Annotated in this window: 18 protein-coding genes; 16 read left to right on the top strand and 2 right to left on the bottom strand. The window is 44.2% G+C overall.

Translation table 11 applies throughout. The annotated features are described in order from the left end of the window. Positions 1-130 precede the first annotated feature (130 nt). The 14 genes from frr (at position 131) to tilS (ending at position 17,298) form a co-directional block, all read left to right on the top strand. On the top strand, positions 131-688 hold the full coding sequence (gene frr, locus L2729_RS06495; protein WP_248987537.1) for a ribosome recycling factor: 558 nt from the start codon (positions 131-133) through the stop codon (positions 686-688). 183 nt (positions 689-871) lie between these two features. Then, positions 872-1,672 (top strand): polyprenyl diphosphate synthase, encoded by an 801-nt coding sequence (gene uppS / locus L2729_RS06490; RefSeq protein ID WP_428848228.1) that lies wholly within the window; start codon positions 872-874, stop codon positions 1,670-1,672. A gap of 21 nt (positions 1,673-1,693) precedes the next feature. After that, positions 1,694-2,551, top strand: a complete 858-nt coding sequence (locus tag L2729_RS06485; protein ID WP_248987536.1) for a phosphatidate cytidylyltransferase — start codon at positions 1,694-1,696, stop codon at positions 2,549-2,551. A 4-nt stretch (positions 2,552-2,555) separates the two neighbouring features. Continuing rightward, entirely contained in the window at positions 2,556-3,746 is a 1,191-nt protein-coding gene (gene ispC / locus L2729_RS06480) for a 1-deoxy-D-xylulose-5-phosphate reductoisomerase (RefSeq protein ID WP_248987535.1), read from the top strand. 14 nt (positions 3,747-3,760) lie between these two features. After that, positions 3,761-5,131, top strand: coding sequence for a sigma E protease regulator RseP (gene rseP, locus L2729_RS06475; protein WP_248987534.1), 1,371 nt, complete (start codon positions 3,761-3,763; stop codon positions 5,129-5,131). A gap of 31 nt (positions 5,132-5,162) precedes the next feature. Then, positions 5,163-7,646, top strand: coding sequence for an outer membrane protein assembly factor BamA (gene bamA / locus L2729_RS06470; RefSeq protein WP_248987533.1), 2,484 nt, complete (start codon positions 5,163-5,165; stop codon positions 7,644-7,646). Between the two features lie 59 nt (positions 7,647-7,705). Next, positions 7,706-8,203, top strand: a complete 498-nt coding sequence (locus tag L2729_RS06465) for an OmpH/Skp family outer membrane protein (RefSeq protein WP_248987638.1) — start codon at positions 7,706-7,708, stop codon at positions 8,201-8,203. Between the two features lie 4 nt (positions 8,204-8,207). After that, positions 8,208-9,224, top strand: a complete 1,017-nt coding sequence (gene lpxD / locus L2729_RS06460) for a UDP-3-O-(3-hydroxymyristoyl)glucosamine N-acyltransferase (RefSeq protein WP_248987532.1) — start codon at positions 8,208-8,210, stop codon at positions 9,222-9,224. A 39-nt stretch (positions 9,225-9,263) separates the two neighbouring features. Further along, a complete protein-coding gene (gene fabZ, locus L2729_RS06455; protein WP_248987531.1) occupies positions 9,264-9,725 on the top strand; it encodes a 3-hydroxyacyl-ACP dehydratase FabZ in 462 nt (153 codons plus the stop codon). Next, on the top strand, positions 9,722-10,492 hold the full coding sequence (lpxA, locus tag L2729_RS06450) for an acyl-ACP--UDP-N-acetylglucosamine O-acyltransferase (protein WP_248987530.1): 771 nt from the start codon (positions 9,722-9,724) through the stop codon (positions 10,490-10,492). The genes fabZ and lpxA overlap by 4 nt, the downstream gene beginning before the upstream one ends. Before the next feature lie 72 nt (positions 10,493-10,564). Beyond that, positions 10,565-11,734: a lipid-A-disaccharide synthase gene (gene lpxB / locus L2729_RS06445; RefSeq protein ID WP_248987529.1), complete on the top strand. Its 1,170-nt coding sequence runs from the start codon at positions 10,565-10,567 to the stop codon at positions 11,732-11,734. Then, positions 11,734-12,345: a ribonuclease HII gene (gene rnhB / locus L2729_RS06440; protein ID WP_248987528.1), complete on the top strand. Its 612-nt coding sequence runs from the start codon at positions 11,734-11,736 to the stop codon at positions 12,343-12,345. Before lpxB ends, rnhB begins: the two co-directional genes overlap by 1 nt. Before the next feature lie 124 nt (positions 12,346-12,469). Then, a complete protein-coding gene (dnaE, locus tag L2729_RS06435; RefSeq protein ID WP_248987527.1) occupies positions 12,470-15,940 on the top strand; it encodes a DNA polymerase III subunit alpha in 3,471 nt (1,156 codons plus the stop codon). Positions 15,941-15,942: 2 nt separating this feature from the next. Next, the gene (tilS, locus tag L2729_RS06430; protein ID WP_248987526.1) at positions 15,943-17,298 is read left to right on the top strand and encodes a tRNA lysidine(34) synthetase TilS; all 1,356 of its coding nucleotides are present in this window, start codon (positions 15,943-15,945) and stop codon (positions 17,296-17,298) included. 49 nt (positions 17,299-17,347) lie between these two features. Here the strand turns inward: tilS and dgcS are convergent, their stop codons facing one another. Beyond that, complete coding sequence (dgcS, locus tag L2729_RS06425) at positions 17,348-18,238, bottom strand: diguanylate cyclase DgcS (protein WP_248987525.1); 891 nt, start codon at positions 18,236-18,238, stop codon at positions 17,348-17,350. 427 nt (positions 18,239-18,665) lie between these two features. On the opposite strand from dgcS, the gene L2729_RS06420 reads away from it, so the two are divergent. Then, entirely contained in the window at positions 18,666-20,615 is a 1,950-nt protein-coding gene (locus L2729_RS06420; RefSeq protein WP_248987524.1) for a monovalent cation:proton antiporter family protein, read from the top strand. Positions 20,616-20,644: 29 nt separating this feature from the next. After that, entirely contained in the window at positions 20,645-21,361 is a 717-nt protein-coding gene (locus L2729_RS06415) for an SGNH/GDSL hydrolase family protein (RefSeq protein WP_248987523.1), read from the top strand. Positions 21,362-21,443: 82 nt separating this feature from the next. Here L2729_RS06415 and L2729_RS06410 read toward each other — a convergent pair whose 3' ends face one another. Further along, the gene (locus tag L2729_RS06410) at positions 21,444-22,568 is read right to left on the bottom strand and encodes a patatin-like phospholipase family protein (RefSeq protein ID WP_248987522.1); all 1,125 of its coding nucleotides are present in this window, start codon (positions 22,566-22,568) and stop codon (positions 21,444-21,446) included. Positions 22,569-22,863: the final 295 nt, after the last annotated feature.

Below are 22,863 nucleotides of genomic sequence, written 5' to 3'. Positions count from 1 at the left end.
GTACTTTAATCATACACTTGATGTGTTTTGATTATATGCTTTACAGATTTTTACTCGTCTGGCGCAAAGAAACGAGTCTAATAGGCCTCAAAAGGCAATTAGCTCCTAGTGACTAAAAAGGACATATAACGTGATAAATGAAATTAAAACTGATGCAAAAACACGCATGGACAAATGTATCGAGTCTACAATAACTCAAATGGCTAAAGTGCGCACAGGCCGTGCCCACCCAAGCTTACTCGATACTATTAAAGTACCTTATTATGGCTCTCTTACGCCGCTAAAGCAGGTTGCAAGCGTTTCTATTGGTGATGCTCGCACACTCAACGTATCGGTATTTGACCGTACTATGATTGCTGCTGTAGAAAAAGCGATCATGAGCTCAGGTCTTGGTTTGAATCCAATGTCTGCCGGTGCCACTATCCGTATTCCTCTGCCTGCATTGACTGAAGAGCGTCGTAAAGACCTCATTAAAGTTGTTCGCGCTGAAGCTGAGAATAGCCGTATCGCGGTTCGAAATGTACGCCGTGATGCAAACTCTGATGTTAAAGCACTAGAGAAAGATAAAGAATGTACAGAAGATGAAGTTCGTCGTTCAGAAGATGAAGTGCAGAAGTTTACTGATGCACACATCAAGAAAATAGATGAAATTCTAGCGGGAAAAGAAAAGGAATTGATGGAGTTCTAATTTTGAGCGCTATCAGAGTTTATAGCGCTTTCTTAAAACGTGTAGTACGTTATCGCTCACGCCTTAGGCTAAAAGCTTAATGGTTGAGTGAATATTGAGCGTGAAAGAGAAACAGGCTATAGAGTTCAGACGCCGTGTAGAGTTATACTACACGGCGTTTGTCTATTTTAAGGGTTGTAATAGATGTCATTCGATTCCCAATCTGACACTGATATGTCAGAGGCATTACCAGAAGCGCTTTCTGCTTTGGTAAAACAGTCTATACCTAAGCATGTTGCTATCATAATGGATGGCAATGGGCGTTGGGCACAGGCGAAAGGGAAACCAAGAGTCTTTGGTCATAAGGCGGGTGTTAAGGCGGTTAGACGTGCGGTGAGTACAGCGCGAGCCTTAGGGGTTGAGTCACTCACTTTGTTTGCCTTCTCCAGTGAGAACTGGCGTCGACCGGATAAAGAGGTCAGCTTGTTAATGGAGCTGTTTTTTACGGTATTGCAACGAGAGCTGAAGTTACTTGATAACAATGGCGTGCGACTCAATATTATCGGTGACATAAGTCGCTTTTCAGCGCGGCTACAAAAGCAAATCGCAACAGCCCAAGAAAGAACCTCTGGAAATAGTGATTTAGTGTTAAATGTGGCGGCCAATTATGGTGGTCGCTGGGATATTATGCAAGCAGCACAAAAGCTAGCGATGAAAGTTGAAACGGGTGAAATGAGCAGTGAGCAGTTCACCGAAGAAGCGTTAAATGAGCAGCTATGCATGCATAACCAATCCGAAGTTGATTTAATGATCCGCACTGGTGGCGATTATCGAATCAGTAATTTTGTCCTTTGGCAGGCAGCATATGCAGAGTTAGTCTTTACTGACACGCTATGGCCAGATTTTGACGAGGATGCTTTCAAAGATGCCGTCGTTAAGTTTGCTAGCCGACAGCGCCGTTTTGGTTTGACTGGAAATCAAATTGATACTATTCGCGCTTTGTAATAATAAAATGAGGGAAGTTTTTTGCTAAAACAACGAATAATAACAGCAATATGGTTAATCCCCTTGGTTTTTGGCGCCATATTTGGTTTGCCAACTGAGTACTTTTCGTGGGCACTATTGGGCGTTTTTCTCATTGCCGGTAAGGAATGGGGCCGCATCATTGATAGTCAGTGTGAAATGACTCAATGGAGCTTTACCATCACCATTGGTGTGTTGCTTATCGCGCTTAATATTATGGTGCCCGCTGACGAAATATGGGTTAGAGGCATGATGCACCCGATATTTTTAGGGGTGATAGCGATGGGCGGTCTGTGGTGGTTTATCTCATTTATGATGGTGATTACCTATCCACGAGGTGCTGGGTTCTGGAAAAAGAGCCACATGCTTAAATCAATGTTCGGTCAGCTTACCTTAATTCCATGTTTTGTTTCTTTACTGTCTCTTAAGGCGTTAAGCACTGAAGCATCGCCATACTACGGCGGCACGCTAGTGTTTCTGGTGATGTTAGTTGTTTGGGCTACTGATTCTGGTGCTTATTTTGCAGGTAAGGCCTTCGGTAAGCGAAAGCTAATGCCCAATGTTAGTCCCGCTAAAACCATTGAAGGTTTATTAGGTGGACTCGCAACAACCATGGTGATTGTGGCAGGCGTAATGTATTTCTCGCCTGAACAAGAGCTAGGCCTATTGATCGCAGTGACTTTATTTACAGCGATTGCCTCGGCCGTTGGTGACCTATCTGAAAGCATGTTTAAGCGAGTCGCTAACATCAAGGACTCTGGTACGATTTTACCGGGTCATGGTGGCATATTAGATCGCATCGATAGCTTAACTGCCGCGTTACCAGTATTTACCTTAATTTATATAGCTTTTTGGATGTAACTATATGCAAAATATGGTGATTTTAGGCGCGACAGGATCTATTGGTGCTAGCACGTTAAGCGTTGTAGAGGCGAATCCAGAGCAATATTGTGTATTTGCATTAGTAGCGAATACCAATGTAGAAAAAATGCTTGAGATTTGTATTAAGCATCGCCCTAAGGTTGCCCATATGGTCGATGCCAAAGCCGCTAGTCAGCTTAAACAGCAGCTACCCAGCCATTTAGCCGTTGAAGTGACAACAGGCGAAAATGAGCTTTTTTCACTTGTGAGCAGCGCTGAAGTTGATACTGTCATGGCGGCAATTGTCGGCGCGGCAGGATTGCCGTCAACCCTCGCTGCGGTTAAAGCCGGTAAGCGAGTTTTACTGGCGAATAAAGAGTCACTGGTGATGTCTGGTGAACTCTTTATTAACGCGATGCAAACATCTGGCGCACAAGTCTTACCCGTCGATAGTGAACACAATGCCATTTTCCAATGTTTATCTGAACGCACTCAGCTTGAGATTGGTCGATGTGATTTAAATGATGCAGGTGTGTCACACATTTTGCTAACAGGGTCCGGTGGACCTTTTTTGACATCTGAACTTTCAACACTCTCATCGATGACGCCGGCGCAAGCTTGTAAACATCCTAATTGGTCGATGGGGCGGAAGATTTCTGTCGACTCAGCGAGCATGATGAATAAAGGCTTGGAATATATAGAAGCACGTTGGCTGTTTAATGCTCGTGCCGATCAGATAAAAGTGGTTATTCATCCACAAAGTCTTATTCACTCTATGGTGCAGTACCGTGATGGCTCAGTTATCGCGCAATTGGGTAACCCAGATATGCGGACACCGATTGCTCATTGTATGTCTTTTCCACAGAGAATTAACTCAGGAGTTGAACCTTTAGACTTTTTCAAAGTCGGACAGTTAAGCTTCTTAGAACCTGATTTTAATCGTTTCCCTTGTTTGGCGTTAGCGATAGAGGCTTGTCATCAAGGACAAGAAGCGACAACAGTGATAAATGCTGCCAATGAAATTGCAGTGCAAGCATTTTTAGATGGCAAGATACGTTTTACTGATATAGCAATCATCAATGAACAGAGCTTAAAGCAAGTAACAGCTGATTCATTAACCAATATTGACGATATTATGGCGCTCGATAGTCAGTCTCGTCGATATGCATTCGAAGCGGTTAGCAAGCTCATTTAGTTCAAAGGAAGGGAATGATAGATTTTTTTTGGAACCTAGGTTCTTTTATTGTTGCACTTGGTATTTTAATCGCCGCACATGAGTATGGTCATTTTTGGGTGGCTAGAAAATGTGGCGTTAAAGTAGAGCGCTTTTCAATTGGCTTTGGTAAAGCGATTTTTCGCCGAACGGGTAAAGATGGCACTGAATATGTGTTAGCAATGATCCCTCTTGGTGGCTACGTAAAAATGCTTGATGAGCGTGTCGATGACGTGCCTGAAGCGTTAAAAGATCAAGCCTTTAACCGCAAAAATGTTTGGCAACGCATTGCTATTGTCAGTGCAGGCCCAATAGCAAACTTCATATTCGCCATTATCGCACTCTATGCCATGTATCTTATTGGCGTACCGGCAATTAAACCGATCATTGACTCTACGATAGTAGGCTCTCCAGCCGCACAAATCATTGTAAAAGAGCCGTTACAAGTGCTGTCTGTCGGCGGACAAAAAGTTAAGGACTGGGAAGAAGTTAATCTCGCACTTGCTGGTCACATAGGCGATAAGCAAGTCAACATTTCTGTTGCACCGCTAAGTCGCCTAGAAGGCAGTCGTTCAGGGGAGCAAGAATACACTTTAGACACGAGTGAGTGGACATTCGATCCAGAAAAAGAATTACCGATAACGGCTATTGGTTTGGGGATGTACCGTCCACAAATTTTACCAACACTGGCGTTAGTTAGTGAAGATGGAGCCGCAGGGCTTGCCGGCATTGAAGTGGGCGATATATTAGTTGCTGTTGATGGTGAGCGGTATACCGAGTGGCCACAATTTGTTAACCTAATTCAGCAATCAGCAAATAAAAGTATCGATCTCACGGTGAGAAGAGATGGCGAGCAGCTAACACTAAAGGTGACACCTAAGTCACGTGAAAACGCTGCTGGTCAAATTGAAGGTGTGATTGGGGTTGCTCCCACATCTGAACCTTGGCCAGAAAACATGAAGTTACAACTGGAATATGGGTTTATAGACTCTTTTCCAATTGCAGTGGATAAAACATGGCAACTTGTCTCCGTCAGCATTAAGATGATCGGCAAGTTATTAACTGGTGATATTTCGGTTAAAAATCTGAGTGGGCCTATTTCTATTGCACAAGGTGCGGGAAATAGTGCTAATGTCGGATTGGTTTACTTTTTAGGTTTTCTTGCTTTGATTAGCGTGAACTTAGGCATTATTAATCTTTTGCCTTTGCCAGTGCTAGATGGAGGACACCTTTTGTATTACTTCGTTGAAGTGATTACAGGCAGGCCTGTACCTGAAAAGGTTCAGGAAATTGGATTCAGAATTGGGGCAGCTTTGCTGTTGATGTTGATGAGTGTAGCGCTCTTCAATGACTTTTCCCGACTCTGATCAAGGACAGACAAATAATTAGAAGTGCTCTATGAGATTGAATAAAATTTTTGCCTCGATGTTATTAGTCGGAGCGTCTTTTTCAGGGAACGGTTGGGCAGATACATTCCAACCTTTTGAAGTAACTGATATCCAAGTTGAAGGTTTACAGCGAGTCGCACTTGGTGCAGCTTTGCTAAATCTACCTGTTAAGGTAGGTGACACTGTTGATCAATTAAAATTGCAGCAAGCGATTAAGAGCTTGTACGCGTCAACTAACTTCGAAAAAATTGAAGTGTTACGCGACGGTAATGTTTTGGTGGTGAAAGTCACCGAAAGACCGACAATTAGCTCTGTTACCTTTGAAGGTAACAAAGATATTAAAGATGAACAGTTGCAAGAAAGCCTTGACGGTTCCGGTGTTAAGATTGGTGAGTCGCTCGACCGCACCATGCTATCTGGCATCGAAAAAGGTCTACAAGACTTTTATTATGGCGTTGGTAAGTACGGCGCTAAAGTCAAAGCGGAAATTGTAAATCTACCGCGTAATCGCGTCGAACTTAAGTTTACGTTTACCGAAGGGCTTGCCGCCGAAATTCGTCAAATCAACGTCGTTGGTAATAGCGAATTTAGCGATGAAGAGCTTATTGGTATGCTTGAGCTTAAAGATTACGTTGCGTGGTGGGATCTGTTTGGCGAACGTCGTTATCAGAAGCAGAAGCTACAAGCCGATTTAGAAACCATTAAAACCTATTATCAGAACCGTGGTTATATTCGATTTGATGTGACTTCAACTCAGGTAGCCATGACGCCAGACCGTAAAGGTCTTTATATCACTATTAATGTTGATGAAGGCGAACAGTATAAAGTTAAAGAAGTTAACTTAACTGGCGATTTGATGGGGCGCGAAGAGTTACTTCAAACCATTTTACCTATCAAAGAAGGCGATATGTATAACGGTGGCGATGTGACATTTACCGAAGAGATGTACGGTAAATATCTTGGCCGTTATGGTTACGCTTACCCAGAAGTGAAGACTTACCCTGAGATTGATGACGAAACAAAAGAAGTGACGTTAAACATCAATGTTAAACCGGGTAAACGTGTTTACGTGCGTAATATTAACTTCACTGGTAACACAGTTACTAAAGATGAAGTGATGCGTCGTCAATTGCGTCAAATGGAAGGTGCTTGGTTAAACTCAGCTCAGGTTGAGTTATCAAAGTCTAACCTTAACCGTTTGGGTTACTTTGAGACCGTAGATACAGAAACGGTACAAGTTCCAGGTACTGACGATTTAGTCGATGTCGCATTTAACGTTAAAGAGCAGCCATCAGGCTCGTTTAACGCTGGTGTTGGTTACGGTACTGAATCGGGTCTTAGCTTGCAGTTTGGTGTGCAGCAAAGCAACTTCTTAGGAACAGGTAATCAAGCGGGTATTAACTTGAATACCAACAAGTATTCTAAGAACGTTAACCTGTCATTTACCGACCCTTACTTTACTAAAGATGGCGTCAGCCTCGGTGGAAGTATTTATTGGAGTGAGTTTGATGCCGATGAAGCTAACCTTGAAGCCTATAAAAACAGCTCCTATGGTATTTCATTAAACTCAGGCTTCCCTATTAATGAATATAACCGCATAAACGGTGGTATTGGTTATCGTCATAACGAAATTTCAGAGATTTCTGCATACGAGCAAGCCATTCGTTTCTATGATATTTACCGTGACTCGGAAGATCCAAATGCTGGATTGAGTTTCGATAACTTTGAGATGAACCTAGGTTGGTCACGTAGTAACTTGAACCGTGGTACTTTTCCATCAGACGGTTCATCGCAACGCCTAAATGGTAAAATGACGGTTCCTGGTTCTGATCTACAATATTTTAAAGCCGATTTTGATACTAACTTCTACTTTCCAATTAATCGAAGCCAGAGTTTCGTCGTGTTGGCACGTGGTCGTTTAGGTTATGGTAACGGTTATGGTGAGTTTAATAATAACGACCAAATCCTGCCGTTCTGGGAAAACTATTACTCAGGCGGAAGTAGTTCATTACGTGGCTTTAAATCGAATTCGGTAGGTCCTCGTTCTTTCTACCTTTACCGTGGCAGTGAGCCTTGTTCGCCAGATCCATCAGGTAGTGGTTGTTCATTACCCGGTGATCCAAATCAAATTCAAGTTAGCTCGGGTCGCTCAATCGGTGGTAATGCGATTGCGACAGCCAGTTTAGAATTAATTGTCCCTACGCCATTCTTAGATGAAGCGTATACCAACTCGGTACGCACAAGCTTCTTTGTGGATGCGGGTAACGTATGGGATACTGAGTTTGACTATGAGTCGTATCGTTATCTTCCTGTTGAAGAGTTTGATAAACTTGAAGATTATAGCGATCCGAATCGTATTCGTGCCTCTTGGGGTATGAGCGTGCAATGGTTATCACCGATGGGACCTATGGTGTTTAGTCTTGCATGGCCAATCAAGGAGTATGAGGATGATGAAACAGAGATCTTCTCATTCAATATTGGTAAAACTTTCTAAAAATAATTTAAATGTAATCGGCAAGTTTTGCTGAGATAAAGGAGTATGTTTTGAATAAGATGTTAAATCGCGCAATGATGGTATTGGTTCTTTTAGGTGCACCACTAGCAGCGCACGCTGAAAAAATCGCAGTAGTTGATATGCAGGCTGTATTTGAGCAACTACCTCAGCGCGAACAGGTTAACGAAACCTTGAAAGCTGAATTTGGTGACCGTGTTGCCGCAGTACAAAAAATGCAAGAAGAGTTACGTGGTTTGCTTGAAAAACAACAACGTGATGCAGCATTAATGAGTGACTCTCAGAAGACTGATATGGTTCGTAAGATGGAATCAATGAAGGCTGAGTTACAACTTAAAGGTAAAGCGTTGGACGAAGATATGCGTCGTCGTAACGGTGAAGAGCAAAATAAGCTGTTACTTGAAGTTCAAAAGACAATCAACACCATTGCTGAAAAAGAACAGTATGACATGGTGTTACAACGTGGCGCAGTTATCTACGTTAAGCCATCTGCTGATATCAGCAACAAGGTTGTTGAAGCACTCGGTAAAGGCAAGTAAATAGATGAAAAGCTATACTTTAAGAGTACTGGCTGACCATTTAAATGCAGATGTTCAAGGTGACGATTCAGTTGAAATTTCAACTGTCGGCACTTTGGACGGTGCAGGTTTAGGTCAAATCTCTTTTTTGGCGAATGCAAAATATCGCTCGCAGCTGGAAACAACGGCTGCGTCGGCGATCTTGATGACGCCTACAGATGCCGAAGGTTTTAACGGCAATGCCATCTTACTTAAAGACCCTTATGTTGGTTTTGCGCGCATTGCACAACTTCTCGATACCACTCCCAAGGCGGCTGAAAATATCCACCCTTCAGCACAAATTGCAGCTTCTGCTATGCTAGGGGATGACGTTGCGATTGGTGCTAATGCGGTTATTGGTGACAATGTTGTTCTTGGGAATAATGTGCAAGTCGGCGCCGGAAGCGTGATTGGTCAAGACAGTATTATTGGCTCTAACACCTTATTATGGGCTAACGTAACTGTTTACCATAATGTGCACTTAGGCCAAGACTGCATCATTCATTCGGGGGCTATATTAGGCTCTGATGGATTTGGTTATGCTAATGAGCGCGGCCAGTGGATTAAAATTCCACAAACGGGCGGTGTACGCATTGGTGATCGAGTTGAGATCGGTGCTAATACGACCGTTGACCGTGGTGCAATAGAGCATACAGAAATTCATGATGGGGTTATTTTAGATAACCAAGTCCAAATTGCACACAATGATATTATTGGTGCAAATACCGCGATTGCGGGATGTACCGTTGTTGCAGGTAGTGTCACCATTGGTAAACATTGTATTATTGGTGGTAATTGTGCAATTTCAGGTCATTTGAGTATTTGTGATGGTGTCCATATTACTGGCAGCACGAATATTACCAGTATTATCCGTGAGCGTGGAGTCTATTCTTCAGCGACCGTTGCCATGGATAACAAGGTGTGGCGTAAAAACACAGTTCGCTTTAGACAGCTTGATGGGCTTTTTCAGCGCGTTAAGACGCTAGAGAAAAACGTAAAGTAAAATGATTAGCTGCCTTGGGCAGGTTAAGGAATAAGTTTCGTGTCAAATCAATTGAATACAATGGATATCAAAGAGATCCTAAAGTTTTTACCGCACAGGTATCCGTTTTTATTGATTGATAGAGTGTTGGATTTTACTCCGGGTGAAACCTTACATGCTATCAAAAACGTCACTATTAATGAGCCATTTTTTCAGGGACATTTCCCGGTTCAGCCAGTGATGCCAGGCGTATTGATTTTAGAAGCAATGGCGCAAGCTACAGGTCTTTTAGCATTCAAGACGTTCAGCGATGAACCTTCTACTGATGCACTATACTATTTCGCCGGTATCGACAAAGCACGTTTCAAGCGTGTTGTTGAACCAGGCGATCAGCTGCATTTTGAAGTGAAAATGATTAAAGAGCGTCGTGGGATCGGCGTTTTTACCGGTGAAGCCAAAGTGGATGGCGTAGTTGTTTGTACCGCCGAAATTATGTGTGCTCGTAGAGAGATTTCGAAGTGATCGATAAATTAGCTTATATCCATCCAGATGCCAAGATTGGCAACAATGTCACCATCGGTCCTTGGACTTATATTGGCGCAGACGTTGAAGTCGGTGACGACTGTTGGTTTAGTTCCCACGTTGTGGTGAAAGGCCCAACTGTTATCGGCAAAGGTAACAAGTTTTATCAATTTGCCTCAGTGGGTGAAGATTGCCAAGATAAGAAGTTTGCGGGTGAAGCAACCCGTCTTATCATTGGTGACAACAATGTGATCCGTGAATCAGTAACGATACATCGTGGTACGACTCAAGATAATTGGGAAACACGTATTGGTTCAGATAACCTGTTCATGGCTTATGTGCATATCGCGCATGACTGTGTGGTAGGTAATAATGTGATTATGGCTAATAATGCTTCAATTGCTGGCCATGTACATGTCGGTGACTGGGTTATTCTTGGTGGCATGACGGGTGTGCATCAGTTTGTGCATATTGGTGATCATGCATTTACGGCGGGTTACTCATTGGTTCTTAATGATGTGCCGCCTTTTGTGATGGCTTCAGGTCAACCCGCTGTACCAAGAGGGTTGAATAGTGAAGGGCTTAAACGCCGTGGGTTCGCTAAAGAATCTCAGCTTGCTGTTCGCCGTGCATATAAAACGCTGTATCGCAATGGTTTAACCGTTGAAGAAGCGGTAGAACAACTAAAGGAGGCCGCGGTTGACGATGAACAAGTTAAACTGTTGGTTGACTTTATTGCGTCCTCGACCCGAGGCATTGTTCGATAGCACTAAATAAGAACCCGTTATCATTCAACGGGTTTTTTCTTTGTCATTAATCATCAAAATAGACTCTTCTCTATGAGCATAAACACTCCTCGTATATTTGCCATGGTCGCCGGAGAAATCTCGGGTGATATCCTTGGTGCTGGCTTGATTAAGGCGCTTCAAAAAAGCTATCCAGATGCTCGATTTGTCGGGATCGGTGGTCCGCGTATGGGTGCATTAGGCTTTGAGTCTCTTTTTTCTTATGAAGAGTTAGCGGTCATGGGGATCGTTGAAGTGCTGTCACGTCTACCCCGGCTTCTTAAAGTACGGGCGACGCTAATTGATGAGTTGATGCAGATCCAACCTGACTGTTTTATTGGTATCGATGCCCCAGATTTTAATATCGGCCTTGAGTTAAAGCTTAAACAACGTGGTCTTAAAACCGTTCATTATGTCAGTCCGTCAGTATGGGCTTGGCGACCAAAGCGGATTTTTAAAATCGCCAAGGCCACCGATATGGTGTTGTCTTTGCTGCCTTTTGAAAAAGCCTTCTATGATAAACATGACGTTCCTTGTACGTTTGTGGGTCATACGCTTGCTGATGATATTGCGCTAGAAAGTAACAAAGCGGATGCGAGAACGTTACTTGGACTCGATCAAGATGCTGAGTATTTGGCCGTCTTACCCGGTAGCCGCGGCGGGGAGCTAAAACAGTTAGCCGAACCATTTGTTAAAGCTGCAAATTTAATTAAGCAGCGTTATCCTGATCTTAAATTTGTCACGCCTCTTGTCAACCAGAAGCGACGAGAGCAGTTTGAATTAGCGCTGAGCATTCATGCGCCGGATCTAGAGATCGATTTAATTGAAGGTCATTCTCGAGAGGTCATGGCAGCAGCAGATTGTATTCTACTGGCTTCAGGCACAGCAACACTCGAAGCGATGTTAGTTAAAAGACCTATGGTGGTCGCTTATCGTGTTAGCCCTATTACCTATAAAATCGCCAAAGGAATGATGCTAACAAAGCGTTATTCGCTGCCTAATTTACTCGCTGATGATGATGTAGTTGAAGAGCTTATTCAAGCTGATTGTACTCCCGAAAAAATTGCAGATGCCGTCTCTGTGCAACTTGATAGCGATTTCACTCCATTACATGACCGATTTATGGCGATGCATAAGTCGATAAGACGCGATGCTAGCGCTCGCGCAGCAGATGCGGTGATTAAATTAGTTGAGACTGTTGAATTAGTTGAGGAGCCAACATAATGGCTGTTATAAAAGAGATTACCCCTGAGCAAATCACCCAACTCTGTATTGGACAGTACGCCGGAGTCGATGAAGTGGGTCGTGGTCCATTAGTGGGTAATGTTGTGACTGCCGCAGTCATACTCGATCCTAATAACCCAATCACAGGGCTTAACGATTCTAAAAAGCTATCAGAGAAAAAGCGTGAGTTATTGTTCGTTGAGATCCAGCAAAAAGCGTTAAGTATCTCTATCGGTTCTGCATCACCTGTTGAGATAGATGAGCTTAATATCTTACACGCAACCATGTTGGCAATGCAGCGTGCAGTAGCTGGGCTAACGATTAAACCCTCTTCAGTATTAGTCGATGGGAATCGTACGCCAGATTTTGGCGTGCAGAGCCACGCCATCATCAAAGGTGATGGCCTCATTGATGCAATCAGTGCAGCATCGATTATTGCAAAAGTTGTGCGCGATCGAGAGATGGAAGTGCTCGCTGCTCAACATCCAGAATATGGCTTTGAAAAGCACAAAGGTTATCCAACGAAGGTGCATTTTGAGGCTTTAGCCAAACATGGCGTGTTAGCTGAACACCGTAAGAGTTTCCGACCTGTTCGTGAAGCAATGTCATAAATAGCTAAAAAGTCGTCCATCTGCTTGCTGGGTTGGTAGTTTAACTTGTTTGCTGCTAGCCCTTGTTTTACTCTGTTAGATTCATTATTTGTCGTCATCTACCTAAAAGAAAGATACTCCCACTATGTCTGATCCTCGTTTTGTGCATTTGCGCGTCCACAGTGACTATTCAATGTCTGATGGGCTGTCTAAGGTTAAGCCTATTCTTGCTAAAGCAAGCGAGTTGGGAATGCCCGCGGTCGCGTTAACCGATCAGACCAACATGTGTGGGTTGGTTAAGTTCTATGGCGGTTGTCATGGTGCGGGTATCAAACCGATTATCGGTACTGATTTTTGGGTACAAGTCCCCGGTTTTGATGAACTCTGTTCTATTACCGCGATAGCGATGAATAATGAAGGCTACTCCAGCTTAACATTGCTGATCAGCGATGCTTACCTTCGTGGCCATATTAAAGATAAAGCCGTTATCGACCAAGAATGGTTAGCTAAATATAATGATGGTCTTATTTTACTGTCTGGTGGACGTCAGGGGGATGTGGGTCGTGCTCTTTTAAAAGAGAATCCTGGCCTGGTAGCGTCATCAGTTGAGTTTTATCAAACACATTTTCCTGACCGCTATTACCTTGAGTTATTGCGTACTGGACGCCCAGATGAAGAGCGTTACTTGCATATGGCTGTTGAGCTCGCGCAAGCAAAAGACCTGCCGGTGGTTGCCACCAATCAAGTCGTCTTTAATAAACCTGAACAATTTGAAGCTCATGAGATCCGCGTGGCCATTTCAGATGGCTTTACATTAGCCGATCCTCGCAGACCCAAAAAATACAGTGACCAACAGTATTTTAAAAGTAGTGAGGAGATGTGTGAGCTGTTTGAAGATATCCCCGAGGCGATACAAAATACGGTTGAGATAGCCAAGCGTTGTAGTGTAACGGTACGTTTGAATGAGTATTTTTTGCCTAACTTCCCCACCGGTGAACTGTCGATTGAAGACTTTTTGGTTAATGTATCGGAAGAGGGTTTGGAAGCCCGTTTAGCGTTTTTATTTCCCGATGCTGAAGTTAGGGCTGAGAAACGCCCCGAATATGATGAACGCTTAGAGATCGAACTTAAAGTTATTAACGAAATGGGCTTCCCTGGTTACTTCCTTATCGTAATGGAGTTTATCCAGTGGGGGAAAGATCAGGATATACCTATTGGCCCAGGTCGTGGTTCGGGTGCGGGTTCATTGGTGGCTTATGCACTTAATATCACCGATTTGGATCCGCTGGAGTACGATTTGCTGTTCGAGCGATTCCTTAACCCTGAACGTGTCTCAATGCCAGATTTTGACGTCGATTTCTGTATGGATAGACGTGATGAAGTGATAGACCATGTGGCCGAACTTTATGGTCGTGATGCTGTGTCGCAGATTATTACGTTCGGTACTATGGCGGCAAAAGCGGTTATTCGAGATGTGGGTCGTGTATTGGGTCATCCCTACGGATTTGTCGATCGTATTTCTAAAATGGTGCCTGCTGAACCGGGTATGACACTGGCTAAAGCGTTTGAAGTTGAACCTGCGTTGCAAGAGTCGTATGACGGCAGTGAAGAGGTCAAAGATCTCATCGATATGTGCCGTATTCTAGAGGGCGTGACACGTAACGCCGGTAAGCATGCCGGTGGTGTGGTTATCGCACCCACCAAAATCACCGACTTCTCTCCTATCTATTGTGATTCAGAAGGCCTTAACCCGGTTACCCAATTTGATAAAAACGACGTTGAAACCGCCGGTCTGGTTAAATTCGATTTCTTGGGTCTACGAACGCTCACCATTATTGATTGGGCGTTAAAGATGGTGAACAGCGTTAAAGATAAAACCGGTGAAGAACACATTCGCATCGAGTCAATACCGCTCACCGACCCTAAATGTTTTAAGTTACTGCAAAAGTATGAAACCACTGCGGTTTTCCAGTTGGAATCTCGTGGTATGAAAGATTTGATCAAACGTCTTCAACCGGATTGTTTTGAAGACATGATTGCACTGGTAGCGCTGTTTAGACCCGGACCTTTGCAATCAGGCATGGTAGATAACTTTATTGAGCGTAAGCATGGCCGAGAAGAGGTTTCCTATCCGGATGCTGAGTATCAACATGAGTCGTTAAAAGAGCTGTTAGCGCCAACTTACGGCATTATTTTGTATCAAGAGCAGGTGATGCAGATTGCACAGGTGCTAGCCGGCTACACCTTGGGCGGCGCGGATATGTTGCGTCGTGCGATGGGTAAGAAAAAGCCTGAAGAGATGGCCAAGCAGCGCGGAACCTTCGAAGAGGGCTCTATTAATAATGGTGTCGATGGTCCGCTATCGATGAAAATTTTTGACTTGGTAGAAAAGTTCGCTGGTTACGGCTTCAACAAATCACACTCTGCTGCTTATGCATTGGTATCCTATCAAACGCTGTGGCTAAAGACCCATTACCCAGCGCAGTTTCTGGCAGCGGTCATGTCAGCGGATATGGATAACACCGATAAAATCGTGATTCTGGTTGATGAATGTGAACGTATGGGCATACCGCTTATTCCACCTGATGTGAATAAAGGCTTATTTAAATTTACCGTCGATGACGAACTGAATATCGTTTACGGTATTGGCGCGGTTAAGGGGGTTGGTGAAGGTCCTGTCGATTCTATTTTAGCCGCGCGAAAAGACGGCCCATTTACCGATCTATTTGATTTTTGTGCGCGAATAGATCTCAAAAAACTCAATCGCCGCGTCATCGAAAAGCTGATTTGTGCAGGTGCGCTCGATAATCTAGGGGCGCACAGAGCCTCGTTAGTCGCAACGCTGCCAGAGGCTATACGGGCAGCTGACCAACATGCAAAAGCTGAAGCTTTAGGCCAGCATGATATGTTTGGATTGCTCAATAGTGAGCCTGAAGATGACAAGCAGCAATTTGTTGCATGCACCCCGTGGCCTGAAAAAGTGTGGTTAGAGGGTGAGCGCGACACCTTGGGCTTATATTTAACCGGGCACCCGATTAATCAATACCTTAAAGAACTTAAGCATTACACTTCTGGGCGTTTGAAAGACGTACATCCAACGGAGCGTGGTAAAACAATGAAGGCCGCAGGTCTGGTCGTTGCAACGCGAGTGATGATGACCAAGCGTGGCTCGAAAATGGGCTTAGTGACCCTCGATGATAAGAGTGCCCGTCTAGAGGTCATGTTGTTTACTGAGGCGTTTGAAAAGTATAATCATCTGCTTGAGAAAGACCGGATTCTGATCATTGAAGGTGAAGTTAGCTTTGATGACTTTGCCGGTGGTAACCGTATGACGGCGCGCAACATTATTGATATAGGTGAAGCGCGTAGTCATTTTGCCAATGCGGTAGAAGTTGACCTGCAGTCAGAGGATATTAATGCTGAATGGTTGAACCGTTTCCAATTAGCCGTCACGCCTTGGAAAAACGGCGCGGTGCCCGTGCTGATTAATTATGCTCAGCCAGAAACTAAAGCGCAGTTTACGCTGGGTGATGAGTGGCGGGTGAATCCAACGGATGATTTGATGCTAGCGCTAGAATCATTAACAGGCTCAGACAAAGTCAGGATTGTTTTTTAGTCATGAATATTGCTCAGCTCATCGGCCAGTGCGTAAATGACTTGCCTGTTATCGCGCCGACAGCGGCGCCGCGCAAACTGGTACTTGCTTATAGTGGTGGCGTGGATTCAGAAATTTTAGCGCACGGATTAGCTGAGTTTGCCAAGCTGTATGCTCAGTTCGATTGTCAGTTGGTGCATGTGCATCATGGATTGAGTGTTAACGCTGATGAATGGGTTTTACACTGCCAAGCACAAGCTGAGATATATCAACTTCCTTGTACTATAGCGCGCGTAAAGGTCAAGCTTGCGCCAAGAACCAGTGTCGAGGCCGAAGCTCGCTCAGTGCGTTATGAGGCCTTATTGGCTCAGATGTGTACAGCAGATATCTTGATGACAGCGCACCACCAAGATGACCAACTCGAAACTATTTTATTAGCATTAAAGCGAGGACTCGGCCCTAAAGGTTTGTCGGCGATGGGGAAAGTACAATCCCTCGACAACGATAAGTGGCTTATTCGGCCGTTACTCGATTTAAGTAAAAGTGATGTTGAAGCGTATGCTAAAACACGGGACATTCGTCATATTCAAGATGAGAGTAATTTTGATGAAAAATATGACCGAAACTTTTTACGCCAATCAATCATCCCAGCGTTAAAGCAGCGCTGGAGCGCCATTGCTGCCACGGCGAGCCGCAGTGCCGAACTGTGCGCAATGCAACAAAGTGTTATTGATGAAGAGCTGGCTGCGCGATTACCGCGAATTCAAATAGAGCTGGGCGGTGAATGTGTTATAAACCTTGCCGATTTAGCGCAATACTCCAAAGCGTGGCAAGCATTACTGCTGCGTGGTCACATGGATTTTTTGGGGTTTGCTCCGCCGTCAAAAGTACAAGCCGAGCAAATTATTGCACAGTTACTTGATGCCAAAGTCGATGCCAATATTGAGATAAAATTAACCGATGTACTGATAAAACGCTTTAAAGGCGCTGGATACTTTTTGCCGATGGCAGCGTCAGCACATTCGGCGAATATCGCAGTATCTTCAATCGATGAGCTGTTAGAAGCGGGGGTGAACTATGGTCATAATAAGCTTATTCAAGCAACCTTAGCCATTAATGCCGGAGTGCGTTTTCCCCGTCCTGACGAAGAGGTGACTATTGAGTTTTCCTTGCCGGGCAGCACACGTTGCCAACCACAATATCGCAGTAAAGGCAGAGAGCTAAAGAAACTTTGGCAAGAATTTGAAGTGCCACCGTGGACAAGAACTAATGTCCCATTATTGTGTTATAACGGAAAACTGGTCTGTGCGATAGGCTATTGGAATGAGAAAGCTTTTCTTTGTGTTGAAAATGAAACAGGCCTCAACTTTAAGTGTTAGTTGGAAAATGCTCCCAGGGATAAGTTAACTTTCAGTTGTTGTATGCTATTTATGCATCGTTGGGCTGAAAAATACTATAGCACTGCCTTCCCGCCGCTTTTGCTTGGTACAAAGCGCTATCCGATTTTTGATACAAGCTTAGCGCTGTATCATTTTGTAGCCAAGGTGCAATGCCTAAGCTCGTTTTGACTTGATAGCCGGCTAAGTCGGAATGCTCTTCTAGTGCAATTAAAATTCGCTGACAAAGAATTGCCGCTGCTTGTGCATCCCCTTGAACCAAGATCGTAAATTCATCACCACCAATCCGAAAAGCTTGATCGGTATTTCTAATGACACCCGTTAGCATGTTGGCAAATGCAACGAGCGCTTCATCGCCAAGTTGATGGCCGTAGCGGTCATTGAGCTGTTTGAAGTTATCAAGATCTAAGGTCACTAAAGAAAAAGTGCTCTGGGTTCGCTGAGCACGAGCAATCTCTTTCTTTATTTGCTCAAGATAGTAGTGACGATTACCTAAATTGGTGAGTGCATCAAACATGGCTTGTTTAGATATTTCTTCGAACTGAATGGCATTAAATAACGGTTGTAACACCAAGCCTTGTAGCTGGTTTAAACGCTGAGTTTGCGACGGCACCAAAGGCGCTTTTAGGTTATAGTTAACGTTAACACGCGTGCCAGAGAGGGTGAGATGCTGCTCAATGGCATAGCCATCCTGACAACCCCATTGAAAATGGTATTGCTTATAAGTGAGCTGCACGCCGTGAAGCGGCAAGTATTGCCCCATGATTTTGCCGAAGCAGGCAAAGACTGTCCGCGGATCTAAGTGTTGGTGTAGTTGCTGGATAATATTGACGAGATCAAGATCTAACGCGTAGGCTGATTCAACATCAGCTTGTACACGATATTCGTTAGGAAAAAACTCGGTCGCTAGGCCAAATTCCATGTTCTCGACTCCAAATTAATTAACAGCATCAGCTATTTTAGATAAAGCAATAATTGTGCCGAAACATTCGTTAATAATATTTGTCTTTATTTATCTTTAGTTGTCATTAAGTTACTCTCTTTGTTAGCAGAGCTTTTTTGCCGTGACAGTATTTTGACAAGAGGTTACTCATCCTTCATGGTTGTTTTTTTGTGCCGTTTATAGGCTATTTGAGTAAGGGGGTTTAACTATTCAATACTGTTCGCCATGACATCATAAAATAGCCAACAAGCTCGGCCCTCGGGTTGCTTTAATGCTTCTCTTCTTTGACACCAGTGAACTGTTATTAACGCTTTACCTTGTACTACAACTATTATTCTTTATGATAAATAACCGAACAAAAACAAAGCTCGAAAGTATCACAGCCCCCTAGGAGCGAATTACACGTATGGAACACAGCTTTTTGATCCAAATATTGCTTATGCTGGTTGTAGCAATTGTCTCTATCGCCATCCTTAGGCGTGCTGGGTTGCCTGCCATTTTGGCCTATTTGGTGACGGGGATTATTAGTGGTCCAAGCGGGTTTCATTGGTTTTCACAACATCAAATGCAATCAGTGGCAGAACTCGGTGTGGTGTTATTGATGTTTAGCTTAGGTCTGGAGTTTTCAGTCCCTCGACTGTGGGCGATGCGTAGAACCGTATTTGGCTTGGGTAGCGCTCAAGTGATAGTGACAGCAGCATTGAGTATGGTCATTGCTTTACTGTGTAATTTGAGTGTGACCGAATCTATAGTGGTAGGCTCTGCTATTGCGTTATCTTCAACCGCGATAGTATTGAAACTGCTCAATGAGCAAGGGTGGCTACGGCGCCGTCATGGTGAGCTTTCTGTCAGTGTGCTGTTGTTTCAAGACATTGCCGTAGTACCTTTGTTGATTTTATTGCCGCTCTTAGCCAGCGATGGTGCGCCATTACTGTTGAGTGATGTCGCCTATGCGTTGTTAAAAGGTATTTTAGCCTTTATTGCTTTAATGGCCTTTGGCAAATGGGCTTTGCCAAGACTATTTGATGAAGTGGCGCGCTCTCGTTCAAACGAGTTGTTTGTGTTATCTACTCTTGTAGTGGCATTAGTTACTGGCGCTATTACCCAGTGGTTAGGTTTATCGATGGCACTAGGCGCCTTTATGGCCGGTATGTTGTTGGGTGAAAGCCAGTACCGTCGCCAGCTAGAAGCCGATATTCGCCCTTTTAGAGATCTGCTGATGGGGCTATTTTTTATCTCAATCGGTATGTTGCTCGACTTCCAGCTTGTGGCGCAGTTTTGGTGGCAGATCATTTTATTGCTTATTACTGTGATTTTAGGCAAAGCCTTAGTCGTCTTTGCCTTGTTAAAGCTCGCTAAAGAGTCATTTCGAGTCTCAGTATCGACCGCGCTGAGTCTAGCGCAAGTGGGTGAGTTTAGTTTTGTTGTATTGGCATTAGCGGTTAATTATCAGTTGCTTGACGTTAAAACGAGTACCACTTTAGTGATGGTAGCCGTGTTATCAATGGCGCTTGCGCCTTGGTTGGTTCGTCACAGCGTCGATATCGCCAGAGTACTGCAAGGGCTTAAACCTAAGCCTGAAAAAAGTGAACCTATTGTGGTTAATGTTGATACAGCTGACGATCTTGTTTTGATCCTAGGTTATGGACGCGTTGGACAAACGATTGCCAGATTTATGAAAACCGAAGCTATCCCTTATATCGTACTGGATTTAGATCCCAAACGAGTCTCGGAGGCCAGAACCGCAGGCGAACCCGTCTATTTTGGTGATGTCTGTAAGCGCAGTATCCTTAAACAAGCACATGTACGGCACGCAAAACTCATTGTTATTACCTTTAGTAGTGGGCGTATTTTAGAAGAGGTATTACCGCTGTGTCGCCAGTTGGCGCCAGAGGCCAAAATACTAGTACGTACTCGTGATGATTCTGGCATGGAAGAGCTTGAAAAAGCAGGTGCTAGCCAAGTTATTCCTGAAACCTTGGAGGGGAGCTTAATGCTAGTCTCACAGGTGCTGTATCAATGTGGCGTGCCGTTAGCCAGAATTTTAAAACGCTTGGAATCTGAACGTCGTAACCATTATCAATATCTGCATGGCTTTTTCTCGGGAGCAGAAACAGACTTTACACTGGAGTTGTTGCACGCTGTGGCATTACCCAAAGGCGCGAATGCCGTCGGGCAGACATTGGCTAATATCCCCTGGGAGAAGCTACGAGTCGAGGTACGCGCCGTTAGGCGAGCGGGTGCAGAAGTCGAAAACCCTGAATTAGATTGGCAGATAAAGTCCGGTGATATTCTTATTTTACTGGGTAAACCCAGACGAATAGAGAAAGCCGAAGCCTATTTACTGCAGGGCTGATTCTAAGGCACCGGTCTGGGAGATGACTTTTGCACAAGATTATATTTATTCTATTATTGCCGCTTATGTTTATTCAAGGTCGGCTAGTTAAAAAAAACACCCCTAAGCTGCCGGAGGCTGCAGGGGCGCGCGTTGGCGAACTCGGCTCAGGACCTGAGGTTTCGTTATTGCTCTTGGGTGATTCTGCCGCAGCAGGCGTTGGTGTTAGCAAGCAGCAGCAAGCGCTCAGTGGCACTGTGACCTCTGGATTAGCAGCTCACTTTAAGGTGTCTTGGCAGCTCTTGGCAAAGTCGGGGGCTAACACTGAACAGACGCTAAAAATGCTTAAAAAGAAGCATAATGAACACGCTTTGGATTTTGACATTGTGGTGGTCTCACTCGGGGTGAATGATGTACTTAGTCCTATTTCTGCTCGGCAGTGGCGGCAGAAACAAGTAGAACTGGTTGAGTTCCTGACCGTGGTAGTGAAGTGTCGTCAATTAATACTCACGCAGGTTCCGCCTATGGGCGGTTTTCCTGCATTGCCGCAACCTTTACGTTGGTTTTTAGGTAAACGTTGTGATGAGTTCAATCAACAATTAACTCAGTTGGCAACGACAGCGCCGTTAATATTGCTCGATTTTGGCGCTGAACTTCAACCCGAGTTGATGGCCGTCGACGGGTTTCATCCCGGGGTTCAAATTTACCAACATTGGGGCAAAAGTGTCGTAGACACTATCTTGCTTAAGCATCAAATGTCAGTTTAGTCTCAAAGTTAATATAGCCCCTAGGACTGTTTTGTGAAGTATAGGGTAAGGTCGGTCGCTAAGTCGGATGACAGTGCTAGGGCTATTTAATATCAAAAAACGTTTTGATATCGTCAATTTGGCACATTGCATCTTCATAGCCCAGTTCAATTAGCGCGCTACAATAACTCTGCTCAAATAACAGATAAGATCCAATACTTGAATCTGAGTGTTCATTGATCCCTAACGCCTTCATCATCATCTTGATAGCAAAGGGCATATCGTGAAAATAACGAGAGGCAATCGCGCTTAAGTCCTCACTCGGTTTAATCACTAGCGTTTCGATCTGTTTTAAGGGCAAACCTTTACGGCTTTCCTCTGGAATGAGTGACAAAGTACTATTGATCCGTTCTAGCCGCTCCAAATCGCTGTTCAATGTATCTGAAAATATAGTATCAAGCAGGTGGCCGGCAATGGTGGCTGTTTTAGGGTGGTGTTCAAGCTCTCTTGGTTGCACTTTGTGCGGGCTTTCTAAGTTGATCACCATAATTTTGTCAGCCCCTAAATGAATCGGACTGCTCAAGGGGGCTAGCTGGTGGACTGAGCCATCGCCATAATATTCTTGGTTGAGTCTTACGGATGGAAATACCAAGGGAATAGCGGAACTTGCCAATAGATGATCCGTATTTAGACGGGTGCGTTGACCACAGCGGCGTGCCCGCTGCCAATCCTCAATAAGAGGATTGCCTTGAAAAAACGTGACCGAACGAGAGGTGTTGTAGCAGGAGGTATCTAAGCTAACGGCATCGAGTGCTCCGCTACTAATGTTGCGACCAATACGCTCAAAACTAATCAAGTCGCTAAGCAAACCACGTAGCGGTTCACTGTTAAACAGGCTGCCAGCGCTACGAGAGGCGCCATCACTTTGTACGCCTTTAAGTGCCATTTTACCCAAATGACTTAATACACTGCCAATAGAAGCTTGATAGACTTTTTCTGCATGAACATGACGCCAAACCCATTCGAGTTTGCGAACGCCTAAATGAAAACAGGATGCATGAGTGGCCATGGAGGTGGCGTTTATAGCGCCCGCCGATGTACCGCAGATAATTTTAAAGGGGACCCCGTGATTACGAGGGTAAAATTGTACGATAGCTTTGAGGACACCAATTTGATACGCAGCTCTCGCGCCACCACCACCTAATACTAATGCAATTTTATCTGACAAATTGGCGATCCTTATCAATTGAAAAACAAAACTTATTCAACAATGGTCCCTCAATTTAGAATATGTGAGAGTCGCTTTATGTACAAGCTTTACCCGTAAATTAGTCTGCCAATTTCTTTTAGTCGTGATGTGTCGCTCCCTCTTAGCTAGGTGTTACGGTGACTTTTTACCTTCTTTTTTGACCGTAAGTTTGATGGGTGTTGTTTAGCATTATCTAGAGGTGAAAGCACCGCAGTTGACTTATCAACGGTGAACTACAGCATTGTTGTCATGTGATTAAGAATGCATTTAGCTT

Source organism: Shewanella gelidimarina (assembly GCF_023283945.1).
Taxonomy (GTDB): domain Bacteria; phylum Pseudomonadota; class Gammaproteobacteria; order Enterobacterales; family Shewanellaceae; genus Shewanella; species Shewanella gelidimarina.
This window is presented reverse-complemented; position numbering and strand designations above follow the sequence as displayed.